The sequence below is a fragment of the Hydrogenophaga sp. genome (assembly GCF_031426985.1).
Lineage (GTDB): Bacteria > Pseudomonadota > Gammaproteobacteria > Burkholderiales > Burkholderiaceae_C > Hydrogenophaga.
Window position 1 is genome coordinate 1 of the sequence record NZ_JASJOY010000208.1, and the last position, 15,757, is coordinate 15,757.

The 15,757-nt window shown below is 69.7% G+C and carries 14 protein-coding genes; 7 read left to right on the forward strand and 7 right to left on the reverse strand.

Going from position 1 to position 15,757, the window contains the following annotated elements; all coding sequences use genetic code 11:
* From dnaE to RMP09_RS21435, 4 genes are all read right to left on the reverse strand, one after another.
* A partial coding sequence (gene dnaE, locus RMP09_RS21420) for a DNA polymerase III subunit alpha (protein WP_310568005.1) occupies window positions 1-1,671 on the reverse strand: 1,671 nt, incomplete at its 3' end.
* 183 nt (window positions 1,672-1,854) lie between these two features.
* Window positions 1,855-2,550, reverse strand: a complete 696-nt coding sequence (locus RMP09_RS21425) for a DUF599 domain-containing protein (RefSeq protein ID WP_310568006.1) — start codon at window positions 2,548-2,550, stop codon at window positions 1,855-1,857.
* A gap of 237 nt (window positions 2,551-2,787) precedes the next feature.
* The gene (locus RMP09_RS21430) at window positions 2,788-3,342 is read right to left on the reverse strand and encodes a flavodoxin family protein (RefSeq protein WP_310568007.1); all 555 of its coding nucleotides are present in this window, start codon (window positions 3,340-3,342) and stop codon (window positions 2,788-2,790) included.
* Window positions 3,343-3,404: 62 nt separating this feature from the next.
* Window positions 3,405-4,106, reverse strand: a complete 702-nt coding sequence (locus RMP09_RS21435) for a pirin family protein (RefSeq protein WP_310568008.1) — start codon at window positions 4,104-4,106, stop codon at window positions 3,405-3,407.
* A gap of 146 nt (window positions 4,107-4,252) precedes the next feature.
* On the opposite strand from RMP09_RS21435, the gene RMP09_RS21440 reads away from it, so the two are divergent.
* From RMP09_RS21440 to trmB, 4 genes are all read left to right on the forward strand, one after another.
* Window positions 4,253-5,203, forward strand: a complete 951-nt coding sequence (locus RMP09_RS21440) for a LysR family transcriptional regulator (RefSeq protein ID WP_310568009.1) — start codon at window positions 4,253-4,255, stop codon at window positions 5,201-5,203.
* Window positions 5,204-5,273: 70 nt separating this feature from the next.
* Window positions 5,274-6,392, forward strand: a complete 1,119-nt coding sequence (locus RMP09_RS21445; protein ID WP_310568010.1) for an NAD(P)/FAD-dependent oxidoreductase — start codon at window positions 5,274-5,276, stop codon at window positions 6,390-6,392.
* 216 nt (window positions 6,393-6,608) lie between these two features.
* Window positions 6,609-7,523, forward strand: coding sequence for a tRNA glutamyl-Q(34) synthetase GluQRS (gene gluQRS / locus RMP09_RS21450; protein WP_310568018.1), 915 nt, complete (start codon window positions 6,609-6,611; stop codon window positions 7,521-7,523).
* Complete coding sequence (trmB, locus tag RMP09_RS21455; protein WP_310568011.1) at window positions 7,520-8,251, forward strand: tRNA (guanosine(46)-N7)-methyltransferase TrmB; 732 nt, start codon at window positions 7,520-7,522, stop codon at window positions 8,249-8,251. Before gluQRS ends, trmB begins: the two co-directional genes overlap by 4 nt.
* Here trmB and RMP09_RS21460 read toward each other — a convergent pair.
* A complete protein-coding gene (locus RMP09_RS21460; protein ID WP_310568012.1) occupies window positions 8,205-9,176 on the reverse strand; it encodes a LysR family transcriptional regulator in 972 nt (323 codons plus the stop codon). The genes trmB and RMP09_RS21460 overlap by 47 nt on opposite strands.
* A gap of 92 nt (window positions 9,177-9,268) precedes the next feature.
* Here RMP09_RS21460 and RMP09_RS21465 point away from each other — a divergent pair, with 92 nt between their 5' ends.
* Together RMP09_RS21465 and RMP09_RS21470 are read left to right on the forward strand one after the other, a co-directional pair.
* On the forward strand, window positions 9,269-10,675 hold the full coding sequence (locus RMP09_RS21465; protein WP_310568013.1) for a M20 family metallopeptidase: 1,407 nt from the start codon (window positions 9,269-9,271) through the stop codon (window positions 10,673-10,675).
* A 40-nt stretch (window positions 10,676-10,715) separates the two neighbouring features.
* Window positions 10,716-11,702 carry a tripartite tricarboxylate transporter substrate binding protein gene (locus tag RMP09_RS21470; RefSeq protein ID WP_310568014.1) on the forward strand — a complete coding sequence of 329 codons (987 nt, stop codon included), beginning with the start codon at window positions 10,716-10,718 and terminating at the stop codon, window positions 11,700-11,702.
* Window positions 11,703-11,858: 156 nt separating this feature from the next.
* Here the strand turns inward: RMP09_RS21470 and RMP09_RS21475 are convergent, their stop codons facing one another.
* A complete protein-coding gene (locus RMP09_RS21475) occupies window positions 11,859-12,113 on the reverse strand; it encodes a hypothetical protein (protein WP_310568015.1) in 255 nt (84 codons plus the stop codon).
* Between the two features lie 88 nt (window positions 12,114-12,201).
* Between RMP09_RS21475 and RMP09_RS21480 the strand changes: the two genes are divergently transcribed.
* Window positions 12,202-13,140, forward strand: coding sequence for a pseudouridine synthase (locus tag RMP09_RS21480; RefSeq protein WP_310568016.1), 939 nt, complete (start codon window positions 12,202-12,204; stop codon window positions 13,138-13,140).
* A gap of 180 nt (window positions 13,141-13,320) precedes the next feature.
* Here the strand turns inward: RMP09_RS21480 and alaS are convergent.
* The coding region (gene alaS, locus RMP09_RS21485) for an alanine--tRNA ligase (RefSeq protein ID WP_310568017.1) at window positions 13,321-15,757 on the reverse strand (2,437 nt) is incomplete at its 5' end.

Here is a 15,757-nt window from a genome sequence, read left to right on the forward strand (position 1 = left end):
CTGCTGGTAGAGCGGGCAGAAGTCGGTCAGCTTGCCCGGCGCGATCAGCACGCCACCGGCGTGCATGCCGATGTTGCGCGTCATGCCTTCGAGCTTCTGCGCCAGCTCGATCAGGGTCTTGACGTCCTCTTCCTTCTCGATGCGATCGGCCAGGATGGGTTCCATCTCGATGGCGTAGTTGTTCTTGTCGCCGTCCGGCTTCGGGCTGGGCGGGTACTGCAGCGTCACGCTCATGCCCGGCTTGTTAGGGATGAGCTTGGAGATGCCGTCGCAGAAGCCGTAGGAGAAGTCGAGCACGCGGCCCACGTCGCGGATGGCCGCGCGCGCGGCCATGGTGCCGAAGGTCGCGATCTGGCTCACCGCGTCCTTGCCATAGCGGTCCTTCACGTAGTCGATCACCCGGTCGCGGTTGGACTGGCAGAAATCGATGTCGAAGTCGGGCATGGACACCCGCTCCGGGTTCAGGAAACGCTCGAACAGCAGGTTGTAGTGCAGCGGGTCCAAGTCGGTGATCAGCAGCGCGTAGGCCACCAGCGAGCCGGCGCCGGAACCCCGGCCCGGCCCCACCGGGCAGCCGTTTTCCTTGGCCCACTTGATGAAGTCCGACACGATCAGGAAGTAGCCCGGGAAGCCCATCTTCAGGATGGTGTTGAGCTCGAACTCCAGCCGCTCCACGTAGCGCGGACGCTGTGCCTCGCGCTTGGCCTCGTCGGGAAACAGGTGCTGGAGACGCCCTTCCAGCCCCTCGTAGGACACGTGGCGAAAGTAATCGTCCACCGACATGATGCGGCCGTCCACCGGCGGGATCGGGAAGTTCGGCAGCTGCGGCTTGCCCAGCACCAGGGTCAGGCTGCAGCGCCTGGCGATTTCCAGCGTGTTGGCCACGGCCGAGGGAATGTCGGCGAACAGCGCCTGCATCTCGGCCGCGCTCTTGAAGAACTGCTCGCGCGTGAAGCGGCGCACGCGCCGGTTGTTGCCCAGAATCTCACCATCGGAGATGCAGACCCGCGCCTCGTGCGCCTCGTAGTCGTCGGCGGTGAGGAATTGCACCGGGTGCGTGGCCACCACCGGCAGGTGCAGGCGCGCGGCCAGCTGCACCGCGGCCACCACGTGGCGCTCGTCGTCCACACGGCCGGCGCGCTGCAATTCCAGGTAAAAGCGGTGCGGGAACACCCCCGCCAGCTGCAGCGCCACGTCGGTGGCGCGCTGCGTGTCGCCCTGCAGCAGGGCCTGGCCCACCGGGCCGGCCTGCGCGCCCGAGAGCAGCAGCAAACCGGCGTTGAGTTCCTGCACCCATTCCCAGCGCACCAGGGCCTGCTCGCGCTGGCCGTTGCGCGTCCAGGCGCGGGCCAGCAGTTCGCTCAGGTTCAGGTAGCCCTGCTTGTCCTGCACCAGCAGGATGGCCTTGGGCGGCGCCGGCTGCGGGCCACCGGGCATGGCGCCCGGGGTTTCGTCGCTGAAGCCCTGCAGCATCACCTCGGCACCGATGACGGGCTTGAGGCCGGCACCGCGCGCTGCCTTGTAGAACTTGACGCCGCCGAACAGGTTGTTCAGGTCGGAAATGCCCAGGGCGGGCTGGCCGTCGGCGGCCGCAGCGGCCACCACGTCGTCGATGCGGTTGGTGCCGTCAACGACGGAAAACTCGGTGTGCAGGCGCAGGTGGATAAACATCGCCCGATTTTAGGAGCCGGCGGATCACGATCCGGCGCCGTGCAGCGGCGGAGCGTGGGGGCAGCGGGCCAGCCGCCGGGCCGCCCCAAGGCAGGCCCAGCCCCCCGGGCCCGGCAAGGACCGGGGCCCTCCCCGGTCCCGGGGCAGCGACCCGCGCAGCGGCGGAGCGTGGGGGCAGACAGTTTAGTCTCTCAGGACCTGCAGCACTTCGGAGCGGAACTCGCGGCTGTACAGGATGGCCACCACGATCAGCGTGGAGATCACCATCACCATGGGCGAGACGAACCACGCCAGCAGGGCGAACGAGAAGTAGTAGGCGCGCAGGCCGTCGTTGAAGGTTTCCGCGGCGGCGCCCACCATGGCGGCGGCGCGGTCGGCGAACTTGCGGCGGTCGTGCTTGCCACTGTCAAAGTCCTCCGGTGGCGGCATGGACCCGATGATCAGCGCCACAAAGGTGTATTGCCGCATGCACCACGAAAAGCGGAAGAAGGCGTACACAAAGATCGCCACCAGCACCATCACCTTGAACTCGAAGACGATCAGCGTGGTCGCCTGCGCGAACGGGATGCCGCTCATCAGCTCGGTGACTTTGTCGGTGGTGCCCAGCAAGGCAAACAGACCACCGATCACCAGGATGGAGGTGGACGAGAAGAACGCCGGGGTGTTGGACAGGGTCTGGGTGATCAGGCCGTCGAGCATGCGCGGATCGCGCGCGGTGGCCTGCGCCATCCAGTAGCTGCGGTAGCGGTTGGTGGTGCTCAGCAGGGACGACTGGCGCTCGCCCCAGACACGGGCGAACCAGGCGTAGCCGACCCACAAAGCGAAAAAACAGACCAGCGCGAGCCAGTCTGCCCAGGGGAGGATGCTGAATATCTTCATAGGGCCGATGTTAGTGGCCCCCACGCTCCGCCGCTGACGCGGGTCGCTGCCCCCCAGGGGGCTGGGCCTGCCTTGGGGCGGCCCGGCGGCTGGCCCGGTTGGCCCCCACGCTCCACCGCTGACACGGGTCGCGGCCCCCAGGGAGGCTGGGCCTGCCTTGGGGCGGCCCCGCGGCTGGCCCGTCGGCCCCACGCTCCGCCGCTGACGGGGGGCACTGCCCCCTGAGGGGCAGGGGTTTCAGCCCTTGAACTTGCCCGCCACAGCGGCCACGCGTTCACCGAACTTGCGGGCGGTGTCCACATCGCCCTGGGGGATCTTGTCGGCGCCGGCGTCCGACGGCGCCTGCACCATCAGGCCCACCGAGCCGCCGAGGTTGTTGACGTCGTTGCGGGTGGCGGCCTGGGTGTTGGCCGGCATCATGCCCAGGCTGATCCACAGGCCGCCGTGCTGCGAGGCCAGGGTGTTGAGGTAGGCCAGGGTGGAACCCTTGTCGCCGCTGAGGCTGGCGCTGACCGAGAAGCCGCCGAAGAACTTGTCCTGCCAGGCACGGCTGAACCAGGCCTTGGACGAGGCATCGGCGAACTTCTTGAACTGCCAGCTCGGGCCACCCATGTAGGTGGGCGTGCCGAAGATGATCGCGTCGGCCGCGCCCAGGGCGGCCCAGTCGGCCTCGGTCAGGTTGCCCTCGGCGTCGATGGGCAGCAGATCGGCGTCCGCACCCGCGGCCACTTCTTGCGCGATGCGCTGGGTGTGACCGTAACCCGAGTGATAAACCACAACCACTTTTGCCATTTGTTGGACTCCAGAAAATGCGCCGCAGCGCGGGGGTGAAAAAAAGTAAAACGAACGGCCGCTCAGGCCGCGAGATCGAACACCAGCACTTCGGCGTCTTCGCCCTGCGCCAGACGGATCTGCGACTCGCCCTGCAGCAGCGCCGCGTCGCCACCCTGCAGGCGCTCACCGTTGACGGTCAGCGCGCCACGCACCAGGTGCACATAGGCCTTGCGTGCCGGGTCGGTGGGCAGTTCGGCGGCCTCGGCGCCATCGAACAAACCGGCGTACAGCGCGGCGTCGGCGTGGAGGCTGACCGAGTCCTGCCTGCCGTCGGGCGAGGCCACCAGGCGCAGCTGCCCGCGCTTGTCGGCCGCCGCAAAGGTTTTCTGCTCGTAGCCGGGGGCCACGCCACGCTGGCTGGGCTCGATCCAGATCTGCAGGAAGTGCGTGGTTTCGCCCTGCGCATGGTTGAACTCGCTGTGCATCACGCCGGTGCCGGCGCTCATGCGCTGCACGTCGCCGGGCGGGATGCCCTTGACGTTGCCCATGCTGTCCTTGTGCGCCAGGTTGCCCTGCAGCACGTAGCTGATGATTTCCATGTCGCGGTGGCCGTGCGTGCCGAAGCCGGTGCCGGGCGCGATGCGGTCTTCGTTGATCACGCGCAGGTTGCCCCAGCCCATCCAGGCCGGGTCGAAATAACCGGCGAAGGAAAACGAGTGGTGGCTCTTGAGCCAGCCGTGGTCGGCAAAACCACGTTCCTGGGAGCGTCGAATCTGCATCATGGTGGGGGTCTCCGTGGGCGTCGGCATCGGGTGCCGGCATGGAGAGAATTGTGGCCATCACACCCCGGCGGCAGGTGGCAGCGGTTTGATGGCATCATTCAAACGAGTTGAACGATCGAACCCCCTGAGACCAAAACAGGAACGCCATGGCCCACCCATCGCAACGCGCCGCACTTTCACCGGAAAACCTGGGTCTGCTGGAGGCCGTGGCGCGGCTGGGCAGCATGGCCGCCGCCGCGCGCGAGCTGGGCATGGTGCCCAGCGCCCTGACCTACCGGGTGCGCCAGATCGAGGACGCACTGGACGTGCTGCTGTTCGACCGCAGTGCGCGCCGCGCGCAACTCACGCCCGCGGGGGCCGAACTGCTGCGCGCCGGCCAGTACCTGCTGGACGAGCTGGACGCCGTGGCCCAGCGGGTCAAGCGCGTGGCCACCGGCTGGGAGCCGCAGCTGACCATCGCGGCCGACGCCATCATCGCGCGCTCGACGCTGTTCGAGCTGTGCGAGGCCTTCTACGCCGAGGGCGCGCCCACCCGGCTCAAGCTGCGCGCCGAGACCCTGTCGGGCACCCAGGAGGCCCTCCACACCGGGCTGGCCGACCTGGCGCTGGGCATCACCAGCGACGCCACCCACCCGTCCGAGATCCAGTCGACGCTGCTGGGATCGGTCGAATTCGTGTTCGCCGTGGCACCGCACCACCCGCTGGCGGCGGTGGACCACAAGCTCACCGAAGACGAGCGCCGCCAGCACCGCGTCGTGGCGGTGGCCGACAGCACCCTGCGCGGCAGCGGCCGCACGCACAACATCTCGCCCGGGCAGGAGGTGCTCACCGTGCCCACCATGCAGCACAAGCTCGAAGCCCAGCTGCGCGGGCTGGGCGCCGGCTTCCTGCCCTTGCCGCTGGCCCAGCCCTACATCACCGCCGGCCGCCTGGTGGTCAAGGATGTGGAGCGCCCCGACCGCAACATCCGCCTGCACTACGCCTGGCGCCAGCCGCGCAGCAGCCGCGACATGGGGCGCGCCCTGCGCTGGTGGCTGGACCGTCTGCAGCACCCCGGCACGCGCGACGCCTTGCTGAACAACCACCACCAGAGTTGACGCATCGGGGATGGTCCGCGCCCCGGGCACTGCTACAGTCAACGCACATCCACTCAGAACGGTACGCGCCATGACCACCAAGAAGAAGCCCAAAGCCGCCCCCAAAGCCACCCCGGCGCCCGCGCCGCAAGCCCCGATGCACGTCGCCGTGGTCGGCGCCGGCATGGCCGGTGTGGTCGCCGCCCGCACGCTGCTGCAGGCCGGCCACCGCGTCACCCTGATCGAAAAGAGCCGCGGCTTCGGCGGCCGCATGTCGACCCGCCGCACCGAATTCGGCGGCTTCGACCACGGTGCGCAGTACTTCACCGTGCGCGACAGCCGCTTCGCCCGCGCCTTGCTCACCGCCCAGCCGGTGGTGCGCCCCTGGAGCGTGAGCACCGTGCGCGTGCTCGACGAGTTCGGCCACGTGCTGGCCAGCGCCCCGCCGCCGACCGAGCCGCACTTCGTCGCCACCCCGGGCATGAGCGCCCTGGTGCACCACTGGGCCCAGCCCATCGTCCACCCCGAACAGTTCGGCGACCTGCCGGCCCGCGTCGTGACCGAAGTGCGCGTGATGCACATCGAACGCGACGCGCTGCACCCCCAGCAGTGGCAGCTGCGCGCACAAGACGCCGAAGGCGGCCAGCAGGTGCTGGGCGGCTTCGACCGCGTGGTGCTCGCCATCCCGCACCAGCAGGCCTACGACCTGCTGCTCGCCTCGGGCCTGAGCCCGGCCTGGCGCCAGAAGCTCGCCAGCGTGAACGTCGCCCCTTGCTGGACGCTCATGGTCGCCTACCCCAACGCCATGCAGCCCGGCCTGGGCACGCTGGGCCCGCAATGGAACGCGGCGCGCAGCACGCACCACCGCATCAGCTGGCTGGCGCGCGAAAACAGCAAACCCGGGCGCGAGCGCATCGAACGCTGGACCGTCCAGGCCAGCCCGGCCTGGACGGCCAAGCACCTGGAAGACGACGACGAACGCGTCAAGGCCAAGCTGCTCAAGGGCTTTGCCGAGATCACCGGCATCCGCGCCACCCCCAGCCACGCCGTGGTGCACCGCTGGCGCTTTGCCCAGACGCAGGAACCGCTGGGCGCGTCCCACCTGTACGACGCGAAACAGGGCCTGGGCCTGTGCGGCGACTGGTGCCTGGGGCACCGGGTGGAAGACGCGTTTGTGTCCGGACTGGAACTCGCACTCGCGATGGTTTGACCTCCCCTGCGCCGCTGCGCGGCTCCCCCCCAGGGGGAGCACTTCAGCGGTCTGAGGCCACGCCCCACCCCCTTCGCTTTTCGCTTCGCGTAACGCTCCGCCCCTCAAAGGGCCACACCAGCGGCCCGTCCTGAGCTTGTCGAGGGACGGTTCCGCGGTGTGTGCTGGCACAGACATTCGCTCCGGAGGCATGGCTTGTCTGTTTCTTCTGCACCGTTGGTCTACAGGGGTCGTTTCGCGCCCTCCCCCACTGGCCCCTTGCACGCCGGCTCGCTGGTCGCGGCGCTGGCCAGCTGGCTGGATGCGCAGGCGCATGACGGCGTCTGGCTGGTGCGCATCGAAGACGTGGACACGCCCCGCTGCGTGCCCGGCGCCGACCGACTCATCCTCGAACAGCTCGTGGCCTGCGGCCTGCACAGCGATGAACCGGTGGTCTGGCAGTCGCAGCGCGGCACGCTGTACCAAGCCGCACTGGACCGGCTGATCGCCAGCGGACAGGCCTACCCCTGCGCCTGCTCGCGCAAGGACATTGAGGCGGCGCTGCAGGCCCAGGGCCTGACGCGCGAACGCCACCACGCCGCCGTCTACCCCGGCACCTGCCGGCCCGAGCGTGGCGGCCTGCGGGGCCGTGCAGCACGGGCCTGGCGCTTGCTCGTGCCCGCGCACAGCACCGTGGATTGGACCGACCAGCAACTCGGCCCCCAGACCCAGGACGTGGCCGCCGAGGTGGGCGACTTCGTGCTGAAACGCGCCGACGGGCTTTGGGCCTACCAGCTGGCGGTGGTGGTGGACGACGCGGACCAGGGCATCACCCACGTGGTGCGCGGCGCCGACCTGACCGACAACACCCCGCGGCAGATCCTGCTGCAGCGGGCCCTGGGTCTGCCCACGCCGGCGTACCGCCACACGCCACTGGTGCTGGGCGCCAACGGCGAAAAGCTGAGCAAACAGAACGGCGCCCTGGCGCTGGACCTGGCCGAGCCGTTGGCGGCGCTGAACCGGGCCGCCGCGATGCTGGGTCTGCCGCCGGCCGCTGGCGGCGTGGCCGACGCGCTGGCCGGGTGGACGCGGGCCTGGGCTTCTACAATCAGCGCCCCGCCTCCAGCCGCCCCGCCCGCCTCCAAGCCATGACCGATCCCCGCCACGCCGAACCGCGCGAACAGCCTGCCGAAGGCATCCACCTGCGCCAGATCAAGAGCTACGTGCTGCGTGCCGGCCGCATGGGCCCCGGGCAGGAACGCGCTTATGCCGAATTCGGCCCGCGCTTCCTGCTGAACTACGACGCCAGCCAGCCCCTGGACACCACCGCCGCCTTCGGCCGCAGCGCCCCGCTGGTCCTGGAAATCGGTTTCGGCATGGGCGGCGCCACCGCCCACATCGCCCAGGTGCGGCCGGGCGACAACTTCCTGTGCTGCGAGGTGCACGAACCCGGCGTGGGCGCCCTGCTCAAGCTGTGCGGCGAACAGGGCATTGAAAACATCCGCATCTTCCGCCACGACGCGGTCGAGGTGCTGGACCACCTGCTGCCCGAGCAAAGCCTGGACGGTGTGCACATCTTCTTCCCCGACCCCTGGCACAAGAGCCGCCACAACAAGCGCCGCCTGATCCAGACGCCGTTCGTGAACCGGCTGGCGCGCCACCTCAAACCGGGCGGCTACCTGCACCTGGCGACCGACTGGGAACCGTACGCGCAGCAGATGCTGGAGGTGCTGAGCGCCGAGCCGCTGCTGGCCAACACGGCGGCAGCAGGCGGTGACGGCTACGCGCCCAAGCCCGACTACCGCCCCCTGACCAAGTTCGAGAACCGCGGCCTCAAGCTCGGCCACGGGGTCTGGGACCTGGTGTTCCGCCGGGTCTGAGCGTCTTCTGGCCCGGTGCGGCCTCGCTGGCCGCCAGCGCCGCGGCCGCAAGGTCCAGAAAACACTGCGCCACCGCAGCGGGTGCGCGCCCGTCCCGCACCAGCAACTGCACCCGCCGCTGCTCAAACAGCGCCTCGGCCACCGGCACGGCCCGCAGCGAGCCGTCGGCCAGCGCGTGCAGCACGCTCATGCGGCTGCCCAGCATCACCAGCCCGCCCTGACGCACCAGGGCGATCAGCGTCGGCAGGGTGCCGGTGCACGCCACCTCGTAGTGCGTGCCCTGCAACGCACAGGCGCTGTCCAGCACCTGGCGCACCGTGCTGCTGCCCTCCGGCAGGGCCAGCGGGTGCGCCACCAGATCGGCCACCGTCAGCGCTGTCCGCCGGGCCAGGGGGTGGTTCGCCGCGCACACGGCCACGATGGGCGACGGCGCACTGGCCACCACGCGCAGGCCCTCCACCGGCCGGGTCGCGAAACGCAGGCCCACCTCCACCTCGCCGCGCTGCAGCCATTGGTCCACCTGCTGCGCATCGCCCACGCGCAGGTACAGCCGCGCACCGGGCTGCACCGCGCGGAAACGCCCCATCAGGTCCGGCATGAAGGCGGTGGTGAAGCCTTCGGTACAGGCCAGGTGCAGGCGCTGCGCCGCGGCCGGGCCCAGGCCCTGCACCTGGCGCTGCACCAGTTCCGATTCGCGCTGCACCGCGGTCAACCAGGCCAGCAGGCGCTCACCCGCCTCGGTCAGCGCCATGCCGCGCGCCTGCCGCTCAAACAGCGCGCAGCCCATGGCGGCCTCCATCTGCACCACCTGCCGGCTCACGGCCGAGGGCGCCACGTGCAGCGCCAGGCCGGCGTCGGTGATGGATCGGGCCTCGGCCACCGCGAGGAAATGGCGCGCCATGGTGGATAGAAAAGGGTTGTTCATGCGGCGTGGCCGGGCTGCGTTGCTTTTGGGTGAAGGCTGCGATCTGAATTCTGTCATTGTGAACGCAGGCACTCACTCATACACTTTTTTGCATGACAAGCGCCACCCTAGACGCCCTTCACCAGTCGCTGGACCAGCACCTGGATTCGGGGCGCTTCCTCGCAGAACTGACCCGCCGGGTGGCCTGCGCCACCGAGAGCGACAGCGGCGCCCCGCCGCCGGCGCTGGGCGAGTACCTGGAAACCGAAATCGCCACCAGCCTGCGCCCCGCCGGCTTCGAGTGCACGCAGTTCCCCAACCCCGATCCGCGCGGCGGCCCGCTGCTGGTGGCTCGGCGTGTCGAAGACCCGGCCCTGCCCACGGTGCTGACCTACGGCCACGGCGACGTGGTCAGCGGGCAGGCGGGCCGCTGGTCCGCCGGCCGTTCGCCCTGGCAACTCAGCGATGAAAACGGCCGCTGGTATGGCCGCGGCACGGCCGACAACAAGGGCCAGCACACGGTCAACCTCGCGGCCCTGCTGCACGTGCTGCACGCCCGCAATGGCCGGCTGGGCTACAACGTGACGGTGCTGATGGAAACCGGCGAAGAAGCCGGCTCGCCCGGTCTGGCCGCGTTCTGCGAACAGCAGCGGGAGTTGCTCAAGGCCGACCTGTTCCTGGCCTGCGACGGCCCGCGCGTCGCGGCCGACCGCCCCACCCTGTTCCTCGGTTCGCGCGGCGCGGTCAACTTCACGCTCAGCCTGCAGGCGCGCGAGCGCGGCAGCCACTCGGGCAACTGGGGCGGCGTGTTGTCCAACCCGGCCACGGTGCTGGCCCACGCCTGGGCCAGCCTGGTCGACGCACAAGGCCGCATCCGGGTGCCCGCGCTGCGCCCGGCGGGGGTGCCGGCCGACATCCGCGGGGCGCTGGCCGGCGTGCCGGTCGGCGGTGCGCCCGACGACCCGGTGCCCACCCCCGGCTGGGGCGAACCGGGCCTGAGCGCCATCGAGCGCCTGGTGGCCTGGAACACGCTGGAAATCCTGGCCTTCGGCGCCGGTGCGCCCGCGCGACCGGTCAACGCCATCCCGGCTTCGGCCACGCTGGCCGGTCAGCTGCGCTTCGTGGTCGGCACGCCCTGGGAAGACCTGGCCGCCATCCTGCGCCAGCATCTGGACGCCGCCGGGTTCCAGGCCGTTCAGATCCGCATCGACGCGTCCGCCCCCGCCACCCGTCTGCCGCTGGACAACCCCTGGGTCGGCTGGGCGCGCGAAACCCTCTCGCGCAGCGCCGGCCAGCCGGTGGCCGTGCTGCCCAACCTGGCCGGCACCCTGCCCAACCACCTGTTCGCCCACACCCTGGGCCTGCCCACGCTGTGGGTGCCGCACTCGCACCCGGCCTGTGCCCAGCACGCGCCCGACGAGCACATGCTCGCCAGCGTCGCGCGCGAAGGCCTGCACCTGATGGGCGACCTGTACTGGGGGCTGGGCGAGCCCGACGCGCCCTGGTTCGCACGCGCCTGAACCTTCACGACCTTCTTCAAACCACCCCACGGAGCCCGCCATGTCGCACCCCACCCGCCGCACCGCCCTGCTGGTCGCCGCCGCTGCCGCCGCCAGCGGCCTTGTCCTGCCTACGGCGTTCGCGCAGACCTGGCCGTCGCGGCCGATCAAGCTGATCGTGCCCTTCCCCGCCGGCGGCGGCACCGACATCGTGGCCCGCCTGCTGGCCGAGCGCCTGGGACAGGCCCTGGGCCAGAACGTGGTGGTGGACAACCGGCCCGGCGCCGGCACCGCCATCGGTGCGGCCGCCGTGGCCAGCGCACCGGCCGATGGCCACACCCTGCTGTTTTCCGGCTCCACCACCTTCACCGTCAACCCGGCGGTGCGCCGCCACCTCAGCTACGACCCTTTCAAACAGTTGCAGCCGCTGGGCCTGGTGGCCCGCGCACCGCTGGTCGTGGTGACGGCCGCCGGCAGCCCCTACGCCGACCTGCCGCAGCTGCTGGCCGCCGCCAGGAACCAGCCCGGCGCGCTGAACTACGCCACCTTCGGCACCGGCACCGGCCCCCACCTGGTGGGCGAGATGCTGGCCCACACCCGCAGCGCGAAGATGGTGCCCGTGCCCTACAAGGGCAGCGCCGACGCGCTGGTCGGCATCCTGCGCGGCGATGTGCAGATGGGCATCGACACCCTGGCCTCGGCCAAAGGTCAGATCGACCAGGGCAAGCTGCGCGCGCTGGCCGTGATCAGCGAAAAACGCACGCCGCTGATGCCGCAGGTGCCGTCGCTGGGGGAACTGGGCCTGGGCGATGCCCTGTTCGAAGCCTGGTACGCGATGGCCGCGCCAGCGGGTCTGGAACCGGGCGTGGCGGCCCGGCTGGAGAAAGCACTGGCCCGCATCGCGGCCGACACCGACTTTCGTCAGCAACTGGTCCAGCAGTCCATGGACGGCGCCTGGCTGGCCCCCGCCGGCCTCAAGGCGCTGATGGACAAGGAAGTGGCACGCTACCGGGCGGCGGTCGCGCGATCCAACATGCCCCAGAGCTGAACCGGTGTGAACGAGCCCCTGCACAGCCGCTCGTGGTGCGCAGGGAGCACCAGGCTTCGTTGCCAACGCGCGCCAGCCTCCCGGAATGAGGGGGGTGCGGCGCGCCTGGATGGGCGCACACCGTGCGTTCCCGCCTGCTGAGCGGGGCTGCGCCGCTCAGTCCGCTGGCACCTCGTCGCTGCCCAGCACCACATCGGCCGTCTTGCCGATGACCTTGCCGCCGATGCGCGCCGTGCCCACGGCGGCGTCCACCACCAAGCCGGCCGTGCCCACCACGGCCGAGGCGGCCACATCGGCCACCGCCAGCACGGTGCAGCCGCCCAGGGCCGACACCAGCGCTCCCAGACCGAACAGGCGCACGACAGCACGGCACAGGCGCACAGGAGACTGGCGGGGAAAGCGGAAGGTCATGGGGCAGGCACTGGAAACAACGAACGGGGGCACGAGAATACCCGCAGTCATCCTGCGCTTTTGTCAACATTCATTTCCATCCGGACACATGTCACGCCCGCCGCGCAACCCTTCGATCCCGACGCGACACGGCGTGAGCGCCAGTTGTGTGGCACTGCCCCAGCCGCCCGCAGGCACGGCCCCCTGGGCCAGCGTGCTGGACTTTCTGGCCCAGCGACTGCCCAAGGTGGACCGGCACGCCTGGGCCGAACGCCTGACCCGGGGTGAGGTGCTGGACGAACAGGGCCAGCCCGTCGCGCCCGATGCGCCCTACCGCGGCGGCACCCGCCTGCACTACTACCGCACGCTGCATGCCGAGCCTGAGGTGCCCTTCACCGAAACCGTGCTGCACCAGGACGCGCACCTGCTGGTGGTCGACAAACCGCACTTCCTGCCCGTCACGCCCGGCGGGCGTTATGTGCAGCAGAGCCTGCTGGTGCGCCTGAAGCAGCGGCTGGACCTGCCGGACCTCAGCCCCATCCACCGCATCGACCGCGAAACCGCCGGGCTGGTGCTGCTGAGCGTGTGCGCGCAGGACCGTGCGGCCTACCAGGCGCTGTTCCGCGACCGGGTGGTGGACAAGGTGTACGAAGCCATCGCGCCGTTCGACGCCGTGCTGGCGCTGCCGCGCGTGCACCGCAGCCGCATGGCCGAAGACCCGACCCGCTTCTACCGCATGACCGAAGTGCCGGGCGAGCCCAACAGCGAAACCGCCATCGACCTGCTGGAGCAGCGTGGCGCCTGGGCGCGCTACCGGCTGGCGCCGGTGACCGGCAAACGCCACCAGCTGCGGGTGCACATGGCCGCACTGGGCCTGCCGCTGGCGGGCGACCAGTTCTACCCGAGCGTCTTGCGGGGCCCCGATGAGGCCGAAGATTTTGCAAACCCGCTGCGCCTGCTGGCGCGGGGCATCGCCTTCACCGATCCGGTGACGGGCGAAGCCCGGCGGTTCGAGAGCGGGCTGGACCTGGACTGGCCTTCCCCGTAGCACGGCACAAGCCAGGTGCCCGCGGATCCGGCTCCGCCGGTCCGCCAGGCACGCCCCCTGCGGGGGAGGGCTGAGGACCGCGGCTCCAAGTCTGCCTGCGCAGACTTGGACGGTCCGAAGAGACACGGCATCAGGCCCTGGCGCGGCCTGCAAGGCACGCCGCAGGCGGCGCGGGGGGAGTTACAGTTTCTCCGCGACCCAGGCCTGCACCGAAGCCAGGGCCTTGGGCAGCGCAGCGGCATCGGTGCCACCGGCCATGGCCATGTCGGGCTTGCCGCCACCCTTGCCGCCGACCTGCTGGGCCACAAAGTTCACCAGCTCGCCGGCCTTGACCTTGGCCATCACATCGGCGGTCACGCCGGCGGCGATCTGCACCTTGCCGCCGTCGACCGCGGCCAGCACGATGGCGGCGGATTTCAGCTTGTCCTTGAGCTTGTCCATGGTCTCGCGCAGGGCCTTGGCGTCGGCACCGGCCAGGGTCGCGGCCAGCACCTTGATGCCCTTGACCTCGACCGCCTGGTTCACCAGCTCGTCGCCCTGGGCCGATGCGAGGCGGCTCTTGAGCGCGTTCATTTCCTTCTCCAGATCGCGCATCTGATCCAGCAGCGCGCCCACCCGCGCCGGCACCTCGCCGGGCGTGACCTTGAGCGTGCCGGCCACACCGCCGAGCGCCTCTTCCATGCCCTGCACATAGCGCAGCGCGTTCAGGCCCGTCACCGCCTCCACCCGGCGCACGCCGGCGGCCACGCCGCCTTCGGCCGTGATGGTGAAGAAACCGATGTCACCGGTGGCCCCCACGTGCGTGCCGCCACAGAGTTCCCGGCTGCTGCCGATGTCGAGCACGCGCACGGTCTCGCCGTACTTCTCGCCGAACAGCATCATCGCGCCGGTCTTCTGGGCCGATTCGATGTCCATCACGCGCGCCTGGGTCGCCGCGTTGGCCACGATCTCGGCGTTCACCCGGCGCTCGATCTCGCGGATCTGCGCGTCGGTCACCGGCGCGTTGTGCGTGAAGTCGAAGCGGGTCTTGTCGGCATCGACCAGCGAGCCCTTTTGCTGCACGTGCGTGCCCAGCACCTCGCGCAGGGCCTTGTGCATCAGGTGGGTGACCGAGTGGTTGCGCATGGTCGCGGCGCGCTGGTCGAGGTTGACCGACGCGGTGACCGTGTCGCCCACGGCCAGCGTGCCCTGCTCCACCACACCGTGGTGGCCGAACACGTCGGCCTTGATCTTCTGCGTGTCGCCGACAGCAAAGGTCGCGACACCGCTGGTGATGACGCCTTCGTCACCGACCTGGCCACCGCTCTCGGCGTAGAACGGCGTGGTGTCCAGCACCACGACGCCTTGTTGACCGGCCTTGAGTTCGGCCACAGCCGTGCCGTCCAGGTACAGCGCCACCACCTTGGCCGGCGCTTCGAGCTGCTCGTAGCCAACAAAAGTGTTGCCGGCGCCGGTGTACTCCAGCGCCTTGTCCATCTTGAACTTGCCGGCCGCGCGGCCCTTGGCCTTTTGCGCTTCCATCGCAGCGTGGAAACCGGCTTCGTCCACCGACAGGCCGCGCTCGCGGCAGACGTCGTTGGTCAGGTCCAGCGGGAAGCCGTAGGTGTCGTGCAGCTTGAAGGCGATCTCACCGGGCAGTTGCTTCACAGGCTGCGGGACTGCCCCATCAAACGCAATTCCTCCACCTTCTACCTCTACTCCGCCATCCAGAGCGTTGTCCAAAATAAACATGCCATTGGCCAGGGTCTCGTAGAAGCGTTCTTCCTCGGCCTTGAGCACCTCGGTGATGCGCTGCGCCTGCGAAGCCATGTTGGGGTAGGCCTCGCCCATCATCCGGACCAGATCGGGCACCAGCTTGTGGAAGAACGGGGTCTTCTGGCCGAGCTTGTAACCGTGGCGGATGGCGCGGCGGATGATGCGGCGCTGCACGTAGCCGCGGCCTTCGTTGCTGGGGATCACGCCGTCGCTGATCAGGAACGAGGTGGCGCGGATGTGGTCGGCGATCACCTTGAGCGAGGGGTTGCTCAGGTCGGCGGTGCCGGTCTCGCGGCCGGCGGCCTTGATGAGTGCCTCGAAGATGTCGATTTCGTAGTTGCTGTGCACGTGCTGCAGGATCGCGGCCAAGCGCTCCAGGCCCATGCCGGTGTCGACGCAGGGCGCGGGCAGCGGCGTGACCGCGCCGGTCTCGTCCATGTTGAACTGCATGAACACGTTGTTCCAGATCTCGATGAAGCGGTCGCCGTCTTCATCGGGGCTGCCGGGAGGGCCGCCCGGAATGTGGTCGCCGTGGTCGTAGAAGATTTCCGAGCAGGGGCCGCAGGGGCCGGTGTCGGCCATCATCCAGAAGTTGTCGCTCTTGTAGCGGCCGCCCTTGTTGTCACCGATGCGGATGATGCGCCCCTCTTGCCTGACGCGCTCGGGCGTCCAGCCGGCCTTCACGAAAATGTCTTCCCAGATGGCATGGGCTTCGTCGTCTTCCTGGTAGACCGTGGCGTACAGCCTGTCGGCGGGCAGCTTGTAAACCTGGGTCAACAGTTCCCACGCCCAGTTCAGGCTTTCCTTCTTGAAGTAGTCGCCAAACGACCAGTTGCCCAGCATCTCGAAGAAGGTGTGGTGG

Coding starts and splice junctions, on each gene's coding strand:
- RMP09_RS21425 (WP_310568006.1), bottom strand. CDS start 2,550: ATGAAGATATTCAGCATCCTCCCCTGGGCAGACTGGCTCGCGCTGGTC.
- RMP09_RS21430 (WP_310568007.1), bottom strand. CDS start 3,342: ATGGCAAAAGTGGTTGTGGTTTATCACTCGGGTTACGGTCACACCCAG.
- RMP09_RS21435 (WP_310568008.1), bottom strand. CDS start 4,106: ATGATGCAGATTCGACGCTCCCAGGAACGTGGTTTTGCCGACCACGGC.
- RMP09_RS21440 (WP_310568009.1), top strand. CDS start 4,253: ATGGCCCACCCATCGCAACGCGCCGCACTTTCACCGGAAAACCTGGGT.
- RMP09_RS21445 (WP_310568010.1), top strand. CDS start 5,274: ATGACCACCAAGAAGAAGCCCAAAGCCGCCCCCAAAGCCACCCCGGCG.
- trmB (WP_310568011.1), top strand. CDS start 7,520: ATGACCGATCCCCGCCACGCCGAACCGCGCGAACAGCCTGCCGAAGGC.
- RMP09_RS21460 (WP_310568012.1), bottom strand. CDS start 9,176: ATGAACAACCCTTTTCTATCCACCATGGCGCGCCATTTCCTCGCGGTG.
- RMP09_RS21465 (WP_310568013.1), top strand. CDS start 9,269: ATGACAAGCGCCACCCTAGACGCCCTTCACCAGTCGCTGGACCAGCAC.
- RMP09_RS21470 (WP_310568014.1), top strand. CDS start 10,716: ATGTCGCACCCCACCCGCCGCACCGCCCTGCTGGTCGCCGCCGCTGCC.
- RMP09_RS21475 (WP_310568015.1), bottom strand. CDS start 12,113: ATGACCTTCCGCTTTCCCCGCCAGTCTCCTGTGCGCCTGTGCCGTGCT.
- RMP09_RS21480 (WP_310568016.1), top strand. CDS start 12,202: ATGTCACGCCCGCCGCGCAACCCTTCGATCCCGACGCGACACGGCGTG.